This is a genomic window from candidate division WOR-3 bacterium (assembly GCA_039802205.1).
In the GTDB taxonomy this organism is placed as follows: Bacteria; Hydrothermota; Tepidihabitantia; order SM23-42; family JAOAFX01; genus JAOAFX01.
In genome coordinates this window covers 1-21,324 of sequence record JBDRWD010000008.1, presented here as the reverse complement: position 1 = coordinate 21,324, position 21,324 = coordinate 1, and the positions used below count along the sequence as shown (strand labels likewise).

Here is a 21,324-nt window from a genome sequence, read left to right as displayed (position 1 = left end):
AGTCGTGAGGTAGGATTAATTTTCTGACCCGTATTGCTTAAATTTAAAATCTGGATATAATTACCAGAAACTTAAAAATATGTTGATATTATTGATTTTAATAAGCGATTTTATTACGGTTATACCTGATATGAATCTTGATTCGGTCTTTATGGGTGCAAAGACCAAAGATACAGTTTTTATTAAAAAAGGAGTTTTTAGTGCCCGGGCAGAACCATATATAGAAAAGATATGTGGGAATTGTGTCGAGCCTTTGACCGAAGTAAAAACCACGGCTGGATTTCATATTAAAAGTAAATCGCTGGTAATAATCGGTGAAAAACGGGATAGCACTGTCTTGGTCACAAATGCGGGTTATGGCTTACTTTTTGAAGACTGCGAAAGTGTCTATCTTTCAAATCTCACCATAACCGGTGGCAGAAGGAGCCCTGATGGCAATGCGACCGATGCCGGGATTGTGGTCAAAAATAGTAAGGTACTCATTGATAATGTGGCAGTGATTGATAATACCCATAGAATTGATACGGTGGTCGTTGGGATTGGTGGCATATTCGGCAGGGAAGGGGCAGAGATTTATATCCGTAATTGTTATATCTATAACAACACCTGGGATGGAATTGCCCTTTATCGTGGGGCGAGTGCAGTAATAACTGATAATATTATTAAAAAAGGCAGGGGTGCAGGGATCGGGATAACCTGGGATGCGAATGCCTTGGTCTATCGCAATTTTATCTCTGAATACTGGAAAGGGATAGGTTGTTTTGGAAATTCAAGTGCGGTGGTGATGAATAATGCGGTATATGACAATTTAGGCTGGGGGATCATTGCCACCGGCAGTTCATATATGAAGGTTGTGAATAATGTGATTTATCATAATGGCAATTGTGGATTTGCGGTATGGGATTCAAATGCGACCGGTATTTTTGAAAACAATATCGTTGCTGAGAATGGTTGGAAAGAAGAATGGGTATGCCCCTGTGTCGGTGCCTGGATGAATGGGGTCTCAGAAAAATTCCCCATCAGATTTAATAATTTCTGGAATAACAAAGCAGGGAATTATCAGGGAATGGATGACCAGACTGGTAGCAATGGGAATATCTCTGTTGACCCGAAATTTGATGGAATGACCTTTATCTTGAAGAAAGACTCGCCCTGTATTGATGCGGGTGATACATTGATTATTGATTTGGATGGTTCGCGTTCAGATATGGGAATATATGGTGGACCAAGGGCAAAGAAAATAGAATAATATGCGTGAATTGCTTGCTCTAAAAAAATACTTCAAAAAATACTCGTGGCAGATTCTAATCGGCGTTATTGCCCTTGTCATAATTGACCTTTTGCAGTTATTCGTTCCGAGGGTTTTAAAACTGGCGATAGATGCCCTTGCCCAGGGTAGGGCAACACCTAATTTGCTTGGTCATTATTTCTTTTTGATAATGGTGATAGCGATCGGCATTGCATTTGGTAGATTCTGGTGGCGCTATCTACTCATCGGCTCGGCACGAAGAATTGAAAAAGAACTACGAGAAGATTTTTATAACCATTTGACAACCCTTGATACAAGTTTCTTTGATACCCATAAGACCGGTGATTTAATGGCGCATGCGGTGAATGACATAAATGCAATAAGAATGTCCATCGGCTTTGGACTGGTTATTTTAGTTGATATATTTGCATTGGGTATTGCCTCATTGGTGATGATGATTCTGATCAGTCCACGCCTTACGCTATATTCACTTTTACCATTTCCATTTATTGCGTTTTTCTCTACTTATTTTGGCCGTTTCATCCATAGGCTGTTTGAAAAAGTGCAGGCGTCTTTTTCTGACCTCACCGAACGGGTGCGTGAGAACCTTTCTGGAATCAGGGTAGTAAAATTATTCGTCCAGGAAGATGCTGAAATAGAAAAATTTAAAAAAGTAAGCCAGGATTATGTGGATAAGAATATGAAGTTATGGAAGATACTTGCATTATTCTTTCCAATTATAATGGGATTGGCAGGTATTGGCGAGGTGATTGTTTTAGGACTGGGTGGTAGATATGTGATTATCGGTGCAATCTCAGTGGGTTCTTTTGTTGCATTTATGGTCTATTTACAAATGCTGGTCTGGCCGATGATGGCGATCGGCAGGGCGATAAATATGTTCCAGCGTGGTGCTGCATCCCAGGGAAGGCTGAACCGGATATTCAGGACACAGCCAACGATAAAAAGCGGCACTCATTCAATAACTAATGCCGAAGCGAAGATCGAATTTAGAGATATAACTTTTACCTATTCTGGTAAAGAAAAACCTGCATTGAGTAATATCAATCTTGTTATAGAACCGGGTTCTTTCATCGGCATCACCGGTCCGATTGGTTCTGGAAAATCAAGTCTTGTCCATTTGTTGTTAAGACTTTATGAACCACAGCATGGTGTAATTCTGCTCAATGGCATTGATATAAAAGAATACAAAATTGATGAACTGCGTAAGAATATTGCCTTTGTTCCTCAGGATACATTTTTATTTTCTGAGTCAATAAAAGATAATATCCTGTTTGGTAATCAAAAGGCGAGTTTGCAGGAAGTAGAGAATGTGGCAAAGATTGCCGAAATCTATGATGAGATAATGGAATTTCCGGATAAGTTTGAGACGATTGTGGGGGAGAGGGGTATTACCTTGAGTGGTGGGCAGAAACAAAGGATTGCCCTGGCACGGGCACTGATTCTTAAGCGACCGATTTTGATTCTTGATGATGCGTTTTCTGCGGTAGATGCAAATACCGAACAGAAGATTGTGAAAAATCTAAAATCAGAAATGGCAAATCGCACGACAATAGTTATCTCCCATCGACTTTTTGCGATAAAAGAGGCAAAGTTGATTGTTGTGCTTGATGAGGGTAAGATTGTGGAAAGAGGAACCCATCAGGAATTGATCAAACAGCGTGGTCTGTACTATAGTATTTATAAAACCCAGCAACTTGAGATGAGACTGGAGAAGATATCAGCCCCTCACCTGTCCTCTCCCTTGAAGGGAGAGGATAAAGGTGAGGGTGGAAGTAGGACGGTGTCTAAATGATACACGAATTCCATACTGAAGAAAAAGATCTCGGCAGGGTATTTGACCGAAGACTGATTGCCCGATTACTGGGGTTACTCAAACCTTACCTCAAATATCTTATCATTTCTTTTGTCCTTCTAATCATTGCTGCCCTCGTTGAACTCGTCTTTCCCAATATTATGAGATTTACGATTGATAGATATATAACCAAGACCGGATACAAACTTTATGTTGAATACGATAAAAAATTGCCGAAACTTGGTGAGAATCTTTATTTCATAACCCAATCCCAACTCTCCAAAGTCTCACCCGACACCGTTCACAAATGGCAGAAAGAAAATCTTCTATCAAAAGAACGATATTATTACTTATATAAAAATGAGATTGATAAAGATGCCCAATCGTTGATAAGTAATAATCCCGAAGTCTTTGAACAATATGAAAATTTGATAATTGCACCCTATGATAAATTTGCAAAGATAAATTCATTGGATTTGCTGAAAATTAGAAAGAATGATTTGAACGGCGTGTTTAGAATGGCACTTATCTTTCTTGCCATTATCTTTTTAGGCGTAATTGTCAATTTTAGCCATCTCTATCTGATGCAATATGCCGGCCAACTCTTTATGCATTCGTTGAGAATGAAGGTCTTCCAGAAACTCCAGGATTTAGACCTTGCATTTTTTGACCATAATCCGGTGGGCAGGCTCGTTACCCGTGCAACAAACGATGTTGAGGCGATAAATGAGGCGTTGACGAGTGTCTTTGCAACACTCTCAAGGGATATATTACTATTAATTGGAATTGTTGTTATTCTAATTGCGATAAATATCAGACTTGCCCTGATTACATTTATTGTCGTGCCCCTGGTTGTAGTATTGACTTCATACTTCAGGATTAGAGCCCGAGAGATTTATCGCCTTGTGCGCCGGAAACTTGCCCGGTTGAATGCGACATTACAGGAAAATATTTCAGGTATGCGGGTGATAAAGGTATTTGCAAATGAGAAAGAGAGCCAGCAAAAGTTTGATGTGATTAATCGGGAATATCTATCAGCAAATTTAAAAGAAGTTACACTTATGTCATTCTTCAGACCGCTGATTGAAGTTATAAGTTCGCTGGGGATAGGGCTTGTTCTGTATTATGGTGGAGGAAGGGTAATCACCGGCAATCTTTCGCTCGGTATTCTTGTGGCATTCTTGACCTATGTAGAGATGTTCTTCAGACCGATAAGGGAATTGACCGAATCTTATACAATACTACAATCCGCAATGGCATCAAGTGAAAGGATATTCCAGTTGCTTGATGAAGAGATAAAGATAACTTCATTGCCTGGTGCTAAAGAACTGACTGAGGTCAAAGGCGAGATTGAATTTCAGAATGTTTGGTTCAGTTATGATGAGAAAGAATGGGTTTTAAAAAATGTGAGCTTCAAGATCAAACCCGGTGAGAAAGTAGCATTTGTGGGTCCAACAGGTGCAGGCAAGACTTCAATAATAAGTTTGCTCTCCAGGCTTTATGAGATACAAAAGGGAAGAATATTGATTGATGGTGTTGATATCAGGGATATAAAACTTGAATCACTACGTTCAAAGATTGGTGTGGTGATGCAGGATGTATTCTTGTTTTCCGGTGATATAAAATCAAACATCCGATTGAATCTACCGATTGAGGATGACCGGGTAAAGGAAATTGCCGCATATATCAATGCGGATAAATTCATTGACCGGTTTCCCCATAAGTATGACGAAATGGTGATGGAAAGGGGAGTGACACTCTCTACTGGCGAGCGCCAGTTGCTCTCATTTGCAAGGGTTTTAGCATTCAATCCGAAAATCTTGATTCTGGATGAGGCAACAGCAAGCATTGATGCGGAGACCGAGCAGTATATCCAGGATGGATTGAAGAAATTGATTACAGGCAGGACTGCAATAATCATTGCCCACCGATTGAGCACAATAAAGGATGTGGATAGGATATATGTCCTACATAAAGGAGAGATAAAAGAAGTCGGAACCCATCAAGAGTTGCTGGCAAAGAAGGGTGTATATTATCACCTTTATCAATTGCAGGCAATGCAGTAAATAATCGCAGGAAATGCAGTATCGCCCCGACGGTGTCGGGTCTTGCAGTATCGTTCCACTTGCAGAAAACGCAAAAAAAGAATATGAGGATTAAAGTTAAAGTACTGTAGTGGCAGAGATTGCTCTGCAAAATGGAGTACATCAACTTGTGGATGAAGAGTAGAACTGGAGTGCACCAGCTTGCTGATGCGTTGTTTAGTCGTTTAATTAAATCGGCTTGCGTAATATAGTTTATTTTTCTTCTATTTTCGGTGGTACCGGTGGATTAAGGTCAACGACAATCGGTTTTAATATAACCAGAAAATCCTTAGCGGTATCAACCTCATATGTGCGTGAGAATAGAAATGGCAATATTGTGCCGAGAATCGGAGTTTTTCTCTTTATTTTCACTTTTTCTGTTTTCTTAAAACTGCCCAGCAGGAATTCCTGACCATTCTTTACTATTACCGTGTTTTGAACTTGCTGTCCAAGTTCGCTCGGACTCCCACCAATAACCTCACCCAGGCTCGTGATTTTTGCTTTTACATCAAGTCTTAAGTAGTCATTATCACCTAAAGAAGGGGTTACTTCAAGATAAAGACCAGCATTCAATTCCGAAGTTTCATAGATATTAGCATAACTTGAATAGCGTGCTACATAGGTCACCCGTGAACCATCTAATAGAATACCGGTCTTGTTGTTGATCGTAACTATTTGTGGTGTATTCGTTATTTTGCCAATGTCATTTTCCTGAATAATTTTTAATAGGTCACCAATAGATATGGTATGCTGGATAAAGCCGTTTAACGCAGTATGAATGCTTTTTTCTTCTGCTTCGTTACCCTGATATTGCCTTTTCACTTGATATGCATCAACTAATAGTTGCTCGCTAATTCTTGTGTTATCCAAAAATTTCTGCCAATCAAAACCCAATTCCTTCATTCTTGAATTATTGAGTTCTACTATTTTGGCTTCGACCACAATCTGCCTTGGTGCCACATCTAAAAATTCAATCATATTTTTTGCTTCAGAAATCGAAATTGAGTCTCCGGTGAGCAATAATTGATTTGTTGAGTTATTGACAAGAAGTTTGACATCACCCTGTTTTGTTTTAAGAATATAATTATCATCCAATTGTCTTTGTTTTAGAAGATTATCAACAAGTTCATCCGGTGAAATGAATTTTAATGATGCAATCTTAGTGTGTAAATTCTGTTTTTGGGTTTGCGATTGTGCAGAGTTTATGAAGACTACAATCAGTAGAAAAATGAAGGTTTTTAGAAAATGTTTACTCATTTAAACCTCCCTGGTTAGAGTTTATACAAGATTTTTTGCTGTCAAGTGGAGAATAAGGCAATCACAATATAGGAAAGAAAGAGGAGAAATTAAATTAATAGCCTTTTCTACACAATCAAACCACTTTTTAGTTGATTATAACTATTTTTTTAACTATTTCTGCAGAACCTGTTTTTAGGACTATAAAATAGACCCCACTTTTTACTTTATTCAAATTCCATACAGGTTCAATGTTTGTGGGAAAATCATATACAAGACTTCCCTGCACATCATATATTTTTAATGAGAATTTTTTGCTTTTTATTAACTCTTCAGGCAGGAGAATTTGCACCCTATCTTTGGCAGGATTGGGTTGGCAGGAAAAGATTGGTGAACTATGATGGGATATTGAAAATTCTTCCTTTATACCGCCTCCTGGTTTCACATACATAGAATCAACCTTCCAGTATTGACCATCAGGACCAAAAAATCCAGACACCGGCTCCTTTTCTATTATGAACAATCTATCATCAGCCCAACTCCGAGAATAAATCTTGCCATACCCTTCTTTCTTTGCTCTTATTCTTAACCAATAATTGAAAGAATCACGCGGAGCAAGACGGACAGAATAAGGGTAGCCACCTCGCCATTCAATTATCTCATAACCAGAAAGATTAGGTGTGTGTATAACCTCGCCAATGCCCGGACCAGTCCCCTGCCATCCGATAATATCAAACTCAAGTGTATCCACTGCTGATAGTATTCCAAACCTATAAGGCGAAACAAGACCTGTATTGCCCAACCAGAAACTCAAATTTGTATCAGTATTAACATATGTGGTCTCAGGAAATATAGGCTTAATAGCTAAATTACAGGGACCTAATTCATAATCAGGATAATTAACATAAATGGGATTTGTGCAGTATTCATAATCACCTACAACACTTCTTAACTCCACACGCATAAAATTTGTGTCATTGGCAGTGTAAGTTCTCTGCCATTCGTAATCGTAATCACCACCAAAAATAATTGTATGACTATAAATTTCACCTTCTTTTGAAAATACCAGAACTCTGTCAAAGGGGTCGGCGTCGTCAACCTCAAGTCTAAATTTAATTGTTTTACTGCCAGTTTTGATTGAAACATTCTCTCCCATAATCAGGTCCATAACATTGTTATTATTCGTGTCCGCATAAATATACAATCTGGAGTCATCCATTTCATCACAAGCCATCACTCTGCCTAATTTCAATGCCTTCAATATTGTATCAGGATGGTTTGAACGGGCAAAGACAGCAGAATGAGATGTCAGTGGGTGTTCTCCAGGAATATTGCCGTGATAATCAGAATTCCCAACACCTGCGATTCTTTTTCCACCGCATAATAACTGCTGCCACCAGGCTACAGCCTCTGGATCACTACGGTATTTTTTTTCAGGAAACCAGGTGAAATTATTGAATATTTCAATTACATCAATACCTGGGTCCAAAATCGGATACCGGTCCCAGCCCATTCCAAGTTCATCGTCACAGGGATGGTTTATTTGCACTAAACCACCGCGATATGTAGCATCGTCAATCATTTGAAAGATTGAACCATGATAAAAAGTGTTTGCACCTTCAGGTCCTAAAATATTTGCATGACCAGAGTCGGTCGTCCATTCGGTGCCTCTTATTGGCTCACAATTTCCTGTTCTATGAAAGGCAGTATCATAACACGCTCCCAGTGTATCATGGTCAGTGATAGCACAAAAATTTCCGCCTTCGTTATTCACGAGATGCAGAAGTTCTGATACGGTATGAACACCATCAGAGTATGTTGTATGGATATGCAAGGTTCCAAAATGCCAGTTAAAATCAGACTGCCATAAGAGATAATAAAAATCAGGAGTATTTACAGAAGCTTGGATTTCTATTCTATTGACTTTTTCCAGAGTATGTTTTACTGCATTCAAATTGAGCGTCACTCTATTTTGATTGTGGAATTCAGAAAAAAATGAACCATTTATATAAACCTTAAATGAAGGTAATTCCTCAATGTTAAGAAATAAGCCATTCTTTGTTTCAGGAAGAGAGAATTGGATAGTATAACTTCCGCTTTCTTCAATTTTTCCAGTGCCTTTCATTAATACTTTATCAGTCTCAAGGGGTAAGAGACCGACTGCTAAATAGATAATTCCCATAACATTTATAAAGACCGCCATAAAACCTCCTTTATAACATACCTTTTTTAGAAATTAAATTATGTCCATAATGCTGTAAAATTCTATATATTAAATGGATTCTGTCAATACACAAATTTTCAGTCTTCGTAGATGTTCCGATATTCAATTTTATTGCGACTAAAAGCCGATTCTGCAAATACTGGACACAAATGTTGCGAATATTGGTTTGGAATATTCTCTCATAAAGTGATAAATTTATATCTTAAACCCAAACTTAATTTTTCAAAACCCCAGGTTTGAATACGATGGTGAGTTATTCCTAAACTATCTGTCCACCACCATTTATTATCACTGTATAACTGACTTTCAAAGACAATTTTGAATTTAAGCCCTAATTGGCATGTTAGGCCATAACCAAAATGGAATTCATGATTAAATATATCCAAAAAAGTATCAGGTTGGACGTGATAAAAAGATGCCCATATTTAATTCCACAATATACGAAAGGTTTCACGCGGTATCTAATTGGTATTTGATACTTCAGATTCATAGCGAGATTTGATAATGCTACACACTGAATTTCACCTGTGTATACATATTTGCGGAGTTCAATAAGTTCCAAGCGGCAATATAAATTGTTGAAAAAAAACAAAGTAGACCTTCAGCATTCGTACCTAAACAGTTCTCTAAAATCCATATTTTAAAGCACCGCCGTTCTGTGACAAAAGTAGTATTAAATTTTGTAAATTTGCATCCTAATTCAACACAGGGTTGGGTGGTTTGCTAAAATAATAGCACCAGAAGTGCCATCTTCTGTTGCTATAGTTTAATTCTATAACCTAAATTTGCCCGTCCAAAACCAATTGTTCGACCCGAACCTCCATAAAGCATATCCGTTGGAGCAAATTCACGCCAGATCGTAAAATCATTGAACAACTGGATTTCTAAAATAATCTTGCTCTGCTTGTTCAATCTATAAGTAATACCACTCCCAAGATAATATTCATGATGAATATGTCCATTTCTTGGGTCATTAAATGGTTTATTATCATATCGCTTATATTTTATTCCAGCATATACTAAAGGGGAAATTTTGCGACCGATAGGAATAAAATATTCGATATCTGTAGCCAGGTCATAGAATATGTTAAATCCTGTTCCACCATTACCTGTATACTTACGCGCCTCAATCATTTCAAATCTAAGATACAAATTTTTTACCAGCCCTGCAAGCACTTCAATGTTGAACCCCCAATATGGCTCATACCACCAGTCCACATTCCAGTATCCTTCTGAATAATAAGTAACACAATGGGTTGCAAATCTGGTTATCTTAATCCCTACTTCCACACTTTGTTCAGCGGAAACCAGTGTGATTGTAATGGCTATTAATGTAATGCATTTTATATTCGTTTTTTTCATTTTTCACTCCTTTTTACTGTGCAGAAGGAGGAAGGTTTAATATCCCTTCCTCCTTCTGCCATTAAACTAATACTGTTTTACTACATTCGTCACATACGGAGTTTGATCGACACTGTACTTATGCCACCCCTTTTGTTGCCATCTCGCAGTTGTCCCTGTAGGATATTGCCTTATTATAGTCCACTGAGTATTATAACCCCACGCCGGATGGTATGTAGAGTCGGGTTTAAAGAGTACTCTTGGGAATATGATATTTGGATTATCATCCCACAAGCATGCATTGCGTGCCATCAAGAATAACTTCCCTGGAACCCATGTTCTGCCGGTCCTTGAACCACCTTCAGCATATTTACTATTATTTTTGGTGTATGTTGTAATCCAGGAAGCGTAAGAGTAACCTTCTACAGTACCTGCATCCACACTGCCCCCTAAACCAACTTATATTCTACAGGCTGTGGACCTGGTGCATTCGGTGATTGTGTTGGGTTGCCGACGTCACCTTCTTTTATGAAATAGTATGTGCCAGCAAATCCCAGCATCACCACTGTATATAGACACAGCAAAGTTTTTATTTTGTTCGCCATAATAACCTCCTTATTTTATACACTTCATGATTTTTGTCAACACCCACCCCGGTCCCCGAGGAGCACGACTTTTTCCAGGACCCTTCTCGCTGCGGGATGGAAATAAATTTTTATTATTACAGGCTGACATGCCCAAAGACCAATAACCATGCCTGTCTAAACAACAGGGTGGTGAGAAACTGCCTCTATTGAATTTATTGCAAGTCTTAAGAAATACATTAACTTTTAAATATATTTTACGTCATTAATCTTGTTTCAAAAATTGCTCATCATAAAGATGTCTATAAACCGCACAGGTACTATACAATTCTTCATGCCTTCCAATACTAGCAATCTTGCCTTCATCTAAAACCAAAATCTTATCCGCATTTCGAATTGTTGATAATCTATGGGTAATGATAAAAGTGGTGCGGTTTTCTAATAAGTTCTTTAATGCCTCTTGAATCGCCTTTTCTGATTCTGAATCCAATTGTGAAGTCGCCTCATCAAGAATTAAAATCTTGGGATTTTTTATTAAAGCCCGCGCTATTGCAATCCGCTGTCGCTCACCACCAGAAAGATTAACACCACGCTCACCTACCTTTGTTTCATATCCTTGCGGCAAGTTTTTAATAAATTCATCTGCGTAAGCCAACCTTGCCGCATTTTCTATCGCACCATCTTTTGCCTCGGGATTGCCAAATTTTATATTCTCCCTTATTGTATCTGAAAATAAAAATACATCCTGTGAGCATATACCAATTTGACCCCTTAATGATTTTAATCTTACATCTTTTATATCCTCACCATCAATCAATATCCTCCCCCTTTCTGGCTCAAAGAATCTTGGAAGTAAAGAGACTAATGTTGTCTTACCGACACCGCTTCGACCCACAATCGCAACTATCTCACCAGGGTTTACCTCAAATGAAATATCTTTTAATACTTCCTCAGCCCCATTATAAGAAAAAGAGACATTTTCAAATATAACCCTGCCCTCTTTTATCTCAATCTCTTTTTTGCCGTCTTTTTCAGGTGCTAAATCAAGCATTTCAAAAATTCTTTCTACTGCTGTCAGTGAGCGTTGAACATTAAGATTTAAATTATACAAATTTCTCGTTGGTCCAAATAGATAGCCAATAAAAGAATTGAATGCAATCAAACTACCAACCGTTAAATTCCCCCTCATTATCTCTGCACAACCATACCAGATTAAGACAATCGGCCCTGCCGCAGAGATTAATGCCGAAGAGATAGAGGCAATCGTGGCAGTAATATCTAACCTGACCTCCTTACGGATTGCCTCACTTATCTTTTTAACCATCTTTATCGTTGCTCGCTTTTCTCCAGTAAATGCCTTAATCACCGAGACCCCGGATAATAATTCCTGTAGGTTTTTATTCAATAAGGCATACCTTTCCCTCACCTCATAACTCATATTTCTAATTCTCTTATTAAATACCATTAATGACAGTAGATAAAATGGCAGAATCAAAAAGCAGATTAAAGCAAGTTTGGGATGGATATATAGCGTGCAACCAACACCAGCGATAAAAGTCAAGATATTCTGTCCTGCGGAGACCAATGTATCCGCAAGCAATCCCTGAACTGCATTGACATCATCACTCAATCGGGACATTAGATAACCGGTCTCTTCTTTATGGAAGAATGTTAGTGATAATTTTTGTATGTGCTCAAATAATTTTAGTCTTATATCAAACAAGACTCGTCCACGGAAAGTAGTTAATAAGAAACTCTGTAAGAATGTTGAGACCGCATATATAAAAAGAACGCCAATCAAGACAAGCCCGATAATATTCAGTAATTGAAAACTTTTAAGAACGATTACCTTATCAATAAGAAACCTCGTCAAAAATGGCATTGGGAGTTGTAGTCCTACTGATAGAAGCATAAAAATAAAGGCAAAAAGCCCCTTACGCCAGTAGGGGACGAGAAATTTTATAAATCTCCAGAAAGGTATTCGTTGAAGCAAAAAGGTATCGGCATCAAAATGAAAAAGACTATTTCTGTCAGGAAAATTCGTATCTCTCAACATAATATATTGCCAATATGAATAATAAAAAAACATATATTGCCAAAGAAAAGACATCAAATATAGAAAGCGAATGTATAATAAGGCTATTCAATGGCGGCAATAAAAGTCCGATAATGATGTATACTTTTCTAAAATAACCATTGTAAGAAAACAGATTGGCTCTTAATAAAATAGCGACAACATTAAAGAATATAAAAGCAAATAAAGGGAGATATAATGTCCGGGAAAATGAGAATATCGTTATGATGTTCAAAAATATAATTAACTCAAGGAAAGTGTAAATAAAGGGTTCAATAAATATTCTTCTCATCCGAAATTGTGTGGTGATAAGAAACAATAATAAGAATAAACCGAAATAAAATAAAAGCGAAACCCACTTTGCGATGAAAATTTCCTTTCTTTTAAAAGGAAAATGAATTAAGAAAGGAAATTCATACTTCTTATTAAAAAAATCCCACATTATATCTAAATTCAAAAATGTAACTAAATAAATAAATATACTACTAAAGAATGAGATATTAAATTTAGGCGCAGTAGTATTATGTCTAAAAATCAAACTAAAAAATAGTAGAATGGGTAAATTAATAATAATGCGCCACCTGCGGAAATAAGAGATGAACTCATAACGAAATAATTTAATGAAATTCATAACTCAATATTTTTTTGCCCTAATATGAAAAGAACTAAAAAGGCAATAAATTGCATTAAATACAGTGCAAGTGATTTAAGAGACGGATAGAGATCGTATAAACCAAGAGGGACATTAAAATACCTTGCCGGGAAATACATAACTAAACTTATCACATTAGGAAATTGAGTTAACAGTTTCTCTAACCTGGGTGATATTTGAAGGTTTACGAAAGGAGTCAAAAGTAAATGCGCTGTTCCTATAAAAAATAATATTAGTGATGCAAAACTTGCCGAAATGGGCGGAAGATGAAGACCAAAAAATAGCGGCACAGATAAAAAGAGGAAAAAGAGTAGATCACCAATCACTGAAAAAATGAGAACTTCAATGGTGGATAATGTTTTTAAAGGAATTGTTGAAAGTGTTAGAGTAATATTCCAGACAATAAAGAAAATTGAAATGAATAATACAAATCCTAATGCCCTTAGGGCTAAGTAGGTACTTCGTTTAAGAGGTAAATACAAAAAAGATAGTTTATCCGAAAAAGAATATTTTGAAAAAGCGAAGGAACCTAATACAGAAATTACTATCCCTTTCCATATAAAAGAGAATAAAAAAAGACTGCCCATGTAAGCGTACTTCTTCACATTTATTATTTCTATTGATTTAACCCATTGTATTTCCTTAAATGCATATGTTGCAGAAATTGACTGAATTAATCCGATTGCCATAATGGTTAGAATGACGTAAGAAATATTCCCGCGCCATAGTTCCATAATTGTGTCTTTAATTACGACCCGCTTCAATTATGGACCTCCAAATAAATCTCTTCAAGGGTTTTGCCAGTCTTTAATATATTATCAATTCTTTCATTTATTATCAACTCTCCTTGTTTTATTATCATTACCCTTGTGGCTATCTTCTCAACTTCCGTCAGGATATGGGAAGAAATAAGAAATGATTTTCCGTTTTTTGCTGATTCTTGTATGAAGTCGCTGAGTTTTTTTCTGATTATAGGATCAAGATTTTGTGTTGGTTCATCCCACAAATATAGGTGGCTTGAAGAAATTATGGAAACAATCAGAGATACCTTCTGTAATGTTCCTTTTGAAAGACTCCCTATATATTTATCGTTGTAATCAATTAGTTCAAAGTATTCTATTAATTTTGATATTTCTCCTTCTAAATTGCTCCATTTTATTCCTCGTAGAGTACAAGCAATTTTTATTACTTCTTTTACTTTATAGTAGGGCGGTAAAAATGCGTTTTCGGGTAGGTAGCCAATATATTTTTTAAAATCCGGATTTTTATTTTCTATCCCAAATATTTTAACTGAACCCTTCTGGGGAAAAACCAAATTCATTATACATTTCATCGTTGTCGTTTTCCCAGCACCATTATGTCCTAAAAATGCCACAATCTCGCCTTTATGGATGTCAAAATTTAATCCTTTTAATATCCACTTATTCTTTTTATAATATTTCCACAAATTTCTTATCTCCAGCATCTATCCACCTTTTGCTAAAGTAAAACTAATCAGATTTTCCCCAAAGAATGGTGGTATGAATGAAAGAATCAAGTAAAAAGAATTTATTTTTATTTTTTGTCTAAGGATTATGTATAATAGCATATATTCAAATATCTTGAAAATTTCGATTGAACTTAAAAGAAACTTAAGTAAGGGATTTCCTGGATTTAATAGTAAAAGCCCATTAGATACAAAGTTCTTGTTGAAAAAGATAATAAAGATAAATTTCAAAAAAATCAAAGTATAAACTGGAACAAGCGAATTTAATAAGGAAATTAATATAATCTTTTCTTTCTTAAAAACTCCTATCATTTCAAAAAGAGATATAAAATATCCCCATTTGGCAAAAAACCACATCCAGAATATTGTTAGGGATACAGTTACTGACAAACCCGTCCGCCATAGACTCTTAATAAAGTTAACAAATAACTCACCACTCTCACGCTCTTCCCAATGTGAAACAACTTCTGGAACATATCGTATTCTATCTTCTATAAATAACACAATGCAATGCAAAAGAATATAAAAAATTATAACTTTTTTCAGATTTTTCTCTGAGCAAAGCAAATTCATTTTACGATTCGACAAAAATCTCGCATTTGAAGCATATAATTGCTCTCGTCAAATTTTAAACTTGGATAACGATAGCGGAATTCTACTGTAAGCCTATGAGCAACGAGATCATTAATTTTCATAATTATATTATATCGAAGCGTAATCACTAAGTCAAGCATCTCATCTGACGATGTTCTTAAATTGACAATGGGTATCTTTTCTTCATAACTTATGAGTTTTCTTTAGTCGTTCTAAATTCGCAATTAATGTATTCCATCTAAATTCATCTAACCTTAATTTGGCGAGGTTAAGTATAACCTCTTCTATGATAGCTCTGTTAAATTCGCATAAATATTGATTTGGATAATTCAGATTTCCTTGACTCATTAATATTGCTCCAATACATGAAGAGCAAAGCCAGCGTGCCCAGCAAGATCTACAACTTTCGTATTTTAACTTGGTATATAGATAGTCAAAATTTAAATATATTAGTTCTTCAGGTTTAATAGCAAAAACATTACTAATTCTGAAAAATTTATTCCCCCAAAACATAAAACATGGGTAAATGTCACCATTATACCATACTGCAAGAGTATCGAGGTAAGCTGGACAGAGTAAATGCATTTTATTTTTTTTCAACAAAGCGTGCAAATATCTATCTAAAAATGAGAAACTTACAGGTTGGTTGTCTCCAATCCATGTTTTAAAAGATTTATTAATAGCCTCTCTGTAATTTTCTATACATTTCTGAGTCATTTTGGGAAATATACGCCACGATGAATTTTCATTTACACCAGCTGAAACGGGAGGTATGTGAATTGAGATAGGGCCAAATTTCTTATAAAAATATTCAAGAATATCGAAAACGCCGATATTTTCTTCAATATGGATGTTGGTGTAAGTTGCTTCGATTTCTACTCTGATATTCTCTTTTTTCAACCTATAAATATTTTGTTCAACTATATTTGAAGTTTCCAAGCCATTTTTGTATTTTCTAAGTTTATTATTTATATCAGCCCATCCGTCAAGACTTACAGTTATCGCAATGTCATACTTCTTTAAGATTTTTAATTTAGTATCATCAAGAATACTGCCATTAGTAGTTATACCAAATCTTGGCATTTTTTTTATAATGTTTTTCTTATAAAGCATGCTTATATAATTACACGCATATGTGATTGTTTCAAACGCTAAAAATGGTTCCCCGCCAAAAAATTGAATCGTGTTTATTTCGGTGAATGCCTTATAAAATTTTTCAATCGTTTCCTTGACAACGCTAAAATCCATGGTTCTCTCATCAGAACCGTAATTGCCATGCCCAGCATAGCAGTATTTACATGCAAAATTACAAGCATTGCTTATTCCTAATACACACCGATTGAGTATGAATCGTGTAGTGGTAATAAATTTTTCAATGTGGTTCTGGTTTAGGTAAGATTCTTCTAAACTAATTTCCTCATCGATAAGTTTCTTTAAATCTGATTGATAATCGTTACTATGTTGGTTTGAAAAAATTCTAAAACTATTCGGTAAAAAAATTATGTCTGAATTGTTAAATAAAATTAACTTACAATATCTATCATCCATTATAGTAGAATATTATCTATCATAGTCCCCCACGTGCTTAACAAGTGGGGGACTATGATGTTTTCCTTGGTGTTCGATATCATTAGGTTACAGGACACTGACTATACCCACAGAAACCGCCGGGACAAGTTCCACCACAAATCACGCCATTGCAATTATCTCCGCATCCAAAACCAGCGTTTGGGCTGGGGTTCCCCGGAGAAATGAGATTTATCAATCCTTTAAAATCTAATTCAATCATATTTTTCCTCCATCATTAATAAGATAAAAAGTAAATCCAATTTTATTCCACCCCGGTCCCCGAGGAGCACGACTTTTTCCAGGACCCTTCTCGCTGCGGGATGGATTCCAATCTGTCTGGATTCCGTGTCAAGCACGGAATGACAAAAGGAAGCCCCACAGGGGTCAGGACCGGAACCACTACAATACGCCGTTTCCTGCAAGCACACCAGGATGTATAGCGAAGCGATACTGCGAGTTCCGTAAGGAACGATACTGTGTCTCCTGCATCCGTATATCCGTCCTCATCCGTTTATTCAGTCTCATCATTACCATTATGCCCAATTTTATCTAAAGACTCTGAATTTTCAGCACCCTGTTTTTGGTTATGAACATTTTCCATATACTTACGCAATCGCTCTTTTCTTCGGTATCTTCGCCAGTATTCATTTAATTGCTCCTGATGTTGCTCACGGTATCTTCTAAAATAATCCGGGTCTTTCTGAATACGCCGACGATAGTAAAGTTTATAATAATCAGGATGTTTGCTATGCCAGGCAGAGATTTGTAGTTTATAGACCTTGCCCCGACGGTAAGCCCTTAAATATCGGAGTCTCTTTTCACTAAGCCCTTTATACTCCCCCTATAAGAGCTTTTGGAATTAGATGGTTTTCTATTTGAATTTGTATTATTTTTCATCTTTGCTCCTTTAGTAAAAATTTTTATGTAAAAGAAAAAAGGTTTAAGAGGTCCATTCAGGGCTGTTATACCCTGTGGGGCCATCTTAAACCTCTATGGTGATTGTATCCAAAAAAAGTAGTATGTCAATGGTTGATTGATGCACTATTGCAGTTAGAAATCATTTTACAGATTTTTTGTCAAGCAAGCTTGACCACTACAAAAAATGGTTGTTGGTTTACGGGTTGGGATGCTGGTAGGGTAATTGGGATTGGTGCGCTATTCCTATCGCGGTTGGGAAGATTGGTAAATAAGCCTACTCTATCAAAATGACCTTCTTTGTTGATGAGTAGCCACCCGTATCCAATCTCACAAAATAAACACCTGCAGGGAGTCTGCGACCAGAATTATCATTACCAGACCAGATGATACCTGATGCATGATTCAGGATACCGGATTCAGGATTAAAGGATTTTACAACACGACCTGCAACATCATAGATCTTTAAAGACATTTCGGATTTCGGATTGCGGATTTCGAAATGGTTTGGAATTTGGGAATTATAATTTGTTTGGTCATTGGGATTTGGGATTTGGAATTTAATCAAGCAGTGATTCCTGAATGGATTCGGATAAACCTCTAATATTTTGTCCTTCAAATCCAATTTTGAAATTTCTTCTATTCCTAAATCACCAATCACCGAAATACTGGAGGAAAAGAAATTTGCTACATAAATTTTGCCTTGAATAAAGTTCCAGGCAATACCACAGGGCCAAACTCCAACCGTTATTACTTCTATTATTGAATCTGTTAAACCATCAATCACATACACCTCATTGCTACCATCAGCAACATAAATTTTGTTACTGATCGAATCCCAGACCATTGGGAGCGGGTTATTATAAGGTTCTAAATCATAGGTCGTTACCACTGAATCGCCTGCACCATCAATTATAATCACTCTGCTTTCCCAAACATCACCCCAATAGATTTTATTATTGCTGCAATTATAGGCAAAGATGTCGGGTTTCCCACCTACTACAATTCTTGTAAGAACAGTATCGTAATTACCGTCAATGACTGTAACATACCCACTATCAAGATTTCCACAATAGATTTTGTTGTTTACGGGATTCCAACCTAAAGTTCCATGTCGCCTTGCTACAGCGATATTCTTTATCAGAGAATCACTTGTTCCATCAATTACAGATATATAATAATCTCCAGTTGCACTGCTATAAATTTTGTTTGTTGGAGTCACCCATATTAGAGCATATGGATAATTGCCAACGACGATATTTTTTATTACGGTGTCACTTGCACAATCAATAACAGATACCGTATTACTACCTTCATTACTACAATAGATCTTATTGTTGGTTGAGTTCCAAACCAGAGCATTAGGGTGAATCCCTACAGAAATGTTGGTTATAACTGAATCTGTAAGACAATCAATCACTGTCACTGCGTTTGCATGGTAATTAGCAAAATATATTTTATTATTTGTTGAATTCCAAACCAGACCATATGGAATGATAGTCTGAAATGGTCCATCCACTATTATATTCTTTATCACCGCATTAATTCCACAATCAATAGCACTCATTATCTTGCTATTGCCATTCGCACAATAAAGTTTATTCATCGTTGCATTCCATACCAAAGCAAATGGTCTAACGCCTACAACAATATCGGTAAGAATTGAATCACTTGAACCATCAATAATTGTAACGTTACTCGCCTCAAAAGGTTCCGACACCATTCCTATATCTCCATACGCACAATAGACTTTATTGTTTACAGGATTATAACACAAAGCTGTGGGGTCATCACTTAGCGGAATTAATCTAATCACTGCATTCGTTACGCCATCAATTATCGTCACATAATCACTATTCTTACTACCCGCATAAACCTTATTATTGGTTGGATTCCATAATAGAACACAGGGTCCACTTCCAACTGTTATCGTCGCTATCACTGAATCACTATTGCAATCAATGACCGATACTGTATTGCTATTACTATTGGCACAATAAATCCTGTTATTCGTCTCATTCCAGCATAATGCATCAGGTCCATTTCCGACAGGAATAGTCTTGATAACCGCATCCGTTACACAATCAATAACACTGACCGTATTGCTATTTCTGTTAGTACAGTACACCTTATTGTTGGTAGCATTCCATACGATTGCTGATGGCGAACTGCCTACACCGATTGTTTTAATTACTGAATCAGTATTTCCATCAATTACCGATACAAAACCGCTGTAAAAATTTGTGCAATAGACTTTATTATTTGTTGCATTCCAGACCAAACGCTGCGGACCTTTTCCGATCAAAATATTTCTTATTAACGAATCGCAAGCCCCATCAATTATTGATAGCGTTCCGTTTATTATCGGAGAATCCCCTTCATTAGCGCAATAGATTTTATTATTCGTAGCATTATAAGTAAATGCCAAGGGTCGACGATTTCCCACAGGAATTTCAGTTATAACCATATTTGTTGGACCATCAATTATGGTTATGGTTTGGTTGGTATAATTGGCCGTGTATACTTTGTTATTCACCCAATTCCAGCAAAGGGCAAAAATCTGCGAGCCGGTATTGATTCTTGCAATCTTTGAGTCTGTCATACCATCAATTACTACAACCGCATAGCCCGCAAGTCCTGCGACATATACTTTGTTGTTTATTGCGTTATATGCTAAAGTCTTGGGAAAAAGAACTCCGCTAAATTCATCTGGAACATATATAGTATTTTCCAACCATTGAGCAGTACAAAGCGCAATACAACTTATTAATATTATAAGCGACAACTTACCCATCCAACCTCCTTGGTAGAGCAATTGTATGCAGAATTCCTGTGAGGTCAAGAATAAATTTCTGATGTAAGAATACGGTTGGAATATTTGGTATCCCACTGGTAGTATTTTTTTGCGAAGGGGGCAGGAATTATCTGCCCCCTTTTGATTATCTTCTTAATAACCAGCACCATCAGGCGGCGCACCACCAGGATATACTGTTATATCAATCCGTCTATCTGCTGTAAGTGTATCGTCAATTATGGTTTCGCCCGAGTAGTAGGTGGTTCCGACATAGAATCCGCATCTTACTTTATAGAAGTAACATGGAGCATCAAAACTCCATTTATACCAACTGTCTTCGTTGCCTGACCTAGTCTCAACATACCCGAGATAATGGTCTGGACTATCATAAACATATACTCGCTTGCCCGGACCGACACCATTACCATTACTGTAATGAACGTGACCATAGAGCCAATTATTGCGATCTCCTGCAATTATCTGTGTTGGCGTGAGCGATACGACAAAGCATACAATAATCAGCGACGGGATTAAGGCAACTAGAAGTTTCTTCATTGTTCCTCCTATTGTTTATTATTTATTTTTTATTAAAGCAACACCCACCCCGGTCCCCGAGGAGCACGACTTTTTCCAGGACCCTTCTCGCTGCGGGATGGATTCCAATCTGTCTGGATTCCGTGTCAAGCACGGAATGACAAAAGGAAGCCCC

At 36.8% G+C, this 21,324-nt stretch carries 18 protein-coding genes; 3 read left to right on the top strand and 15 right to left on the bottom strand.

Annotated elements, in window-relative coordinates:
* The first annotated feature begins 79 nt into the window (after positions 1-79).
* The 3 genes from ABIL39_02865 to ABIL39_02855 are packed head-to-tail and all read left to right on the top strand — an operon-like array spanning position 80 to position 5,128.
* Positions 80-1,249 (top strand): right-handed parallel beta-helix repeat-containing protein, encoded by a 1,170-nt coding sequence (locus ABIL39_02865; protein MEO0165059.1) that lies wholly within the window; start codon positions 80-82, stop codon positions 1,247-1,249.
* Position 1,250: 1 nt separating this feature from the next.
* Positions 1,251-3,062, top strand: a complete 1,812-nt coding sequence (locus tag ABIL39_02860) for an ABC transporter ATP-binding protein (protein ID MEO0165058.1) — start codon at positions 1,251-1,253, stop codon at positions 3,060-3,062.
* The gene (locus ABIL39_02855; protein MEO0165057.1) at positions 3,059-5,128 is read left to right on the top strand and encodes an ABC transporter ATP-binding protein; all 2,070 of its coding nucleotides are present in this window, start codon (positions 3,059-3,061) and stop codon (positions 5,126-5,128) included. Before ABIL39_02860 ends, ABIL39_02855 begins: the two co-directional genes overlap by 4 nt.
* 231 nt (positions 5,129-5,359) lie before the next feature.
* Here the strand turns inward: ABIL39_02855 and ABIL39_02850 are convergent, their stop codons facing one another.
* The 15 genes from ABIL39_02850 to ABIL39_02780 all read right to left on the bottom strand — a co-directional run bounded on the left by ABIL39_02850 (position 5,360) and on the right by ABIL39_02780 (position 21,170).
* On the bottom strand, positions 5,360-6,403 hold the full coding sequence (locus ABIL39_02850) for a hypothetical protein (protein MEO0165056.1): 1,044 nt from the start codon (positions 6,401-6,403) through the stop codon (positions 5,360-5,362).
* Positions 6,404-6,530: 127 nt separating this feature from the next.
* Positions 6,531-8,585 carry a CehA/McbA family metallohydrolase gene (locus ABIL39_02845; GenBank protein ID MEO0165055.1) on the bottom strand — a complete coding sequence of 685 codons (2,055 nt, stop codon included), beginning with the start codon at positions 8,583-8,585 and terminating at the stop codon, positions 6,531-6,533.
* A 780-nt stretch (positions 8,586-9,365) separates the two neighbouring features.
* On the bottom strand, positions 9,366-9,968 hold the full coding sequence (locus ABIL39_02840) for a hypothetical protein (GenBank protein MEO0165054.1): 603 nt from the start codon (positions 9,966-9,968) through the stop codon (positions 9,366-9,368).
* Positions 9,969-10,034: 66 nt separating this feature from the next.
* A complete protein-coding gene (locus ABIL39_02835; GenBank protein MEO0165053.1) occupies positions 10,035-10,388 on the bottom strand; it encodes a hypothetical protein in 354 nt (117 codons plus the stop codon).
* An 8-nt stretch (positions 10,389-10,396) separates the two neighbouring features.
* Complete coding sequence (locus tag ABIL39_02830) at positions 10,397-10,552, bottom strand: hypothetical protein (GenBank protein ID MEO0165052.1); 156 nt, start codon at positions 10,550-10,552, stop codon at positions 10,397-10,399.
* A 244-nt stretch (positions 10,553-10,796) separates the two neighbouring features.
* Entirely contained in the window at positions 10,797-12,587 is a 1,791-nt protein-coding gene (locus ABIL39_02825) for an ABC transporter ATP-binding protein (GenBank protein ID MEO0165051.1), read from the bottom strand.
* Positions 12,562-12,897 carry a hypothetical protein gene (locus tag ABIL39_02820; GenBank protein ID MEO0165050.1) on the bottom strand — a complete coding sequence of 112 codons (336 nt, stop codon included), beginning with the start codon at positions 12,895-12,897 and terminating at the stop codon, positions 12,562-12,564. The genes ABIL39_02825 and ABIL39_02820 overlap by 26 nt, the downstream gene beginning before the upstream one ends.
* Positions 12,898-13,232: 335 nt before the next feature.
* Entirely contained in the window at positions 13,233-14,021 is a 789-nt protein-coding gene (locus ABIL39_02815) for a hypothetical protein (protein ID MEO0165049.1), read from the bottom strand.
* Positions 14,018-14,704 (bottom strand): ABC transporter ATP-binding protein, encoded by a 687-nt coding sequence (locus ABIL39_02810; GenBank protein MEO0165048.1) that lies wholly within the window; start codon positions 14,702-14,704, stop codon positions 14,018-14,020. Before ABIL39_02810 ends, ABIL39_02815 begins: the two co-directional genes overlap by 4 nt.
* 18 nt (positions 14,705-14,722) lie before the next feature.
* Positions 14,723-15,247: a hypothetical protein gene (locus ABIL39_02805; GenBank protein ID MEO0165047.1), complete on the bottom strand. Its 525-nt coding sequence runs from the start codon at positions 15,245-15,247 to the stop codon at positions 14,723-14,725.
* 273 nt (positions 15,248-15,520) lie between these two features.
* Complete coding sequence (locus ABIL39_02800) at positions 15,521-16,885, bottom strand: radical SAM protein (GenBank protein ID MEO0165046.1); 1,365 nt, start codon at positions 16,883-16,885, stop codon at positions 15,521-15,523.
* A 233-nt stretch (positions 16,886-17,118) separates the two neighbouring features.
* Entirely contained in the window at positions 17,119-17,334 is a 216-nt protein-coding gene (locus tag ABIL39_02795) for a hypothetical protein (protein MEO0165045.1), read from the bottom strand.
* Positions 17,306-17,431: a hypothetical protein gene (locus ABIL39_02790; protein MEO0165044.1), complete on the bottom strand. Its 126-nt coding sequence runs from the start codon at positions 17,429-17,431 to the stop codon at positions 17,306-17,308. The genes ABIL39_02795 and ABIL39_02790 overlap by 29 nt, the downstream gene beginning before the upstream one ends.
* A 667-nt stretch (positions 17,432-18,098) precedes the next feature.
* Complete coding sequence (locus ABIL39_02785) at positions 18,099-20,615, bottom strand: beta-propeller fold lactonase family protein (GenBank protein ID MEO0165043.1); 2,517 nt, start codon at positions 20,613-20,615, stop codon at positions 18,099-18,101.
* A 153-nt stretch (positions 20,616-20,768) separates the two neighbouring features.
* Positions 20,769-21,170: a hypothetical protein gene (locus tag ABIL39_02780; GenBank protein ID MEO0165042.1), complete on the bottom strand. Its 402-nt coding sequence runs from the start codon at positions 21,168-21,170 to the stop codon at positions 20,769-20,771.
* Positions 21,171-21,324: the final 154 nt, after the last annotated feature.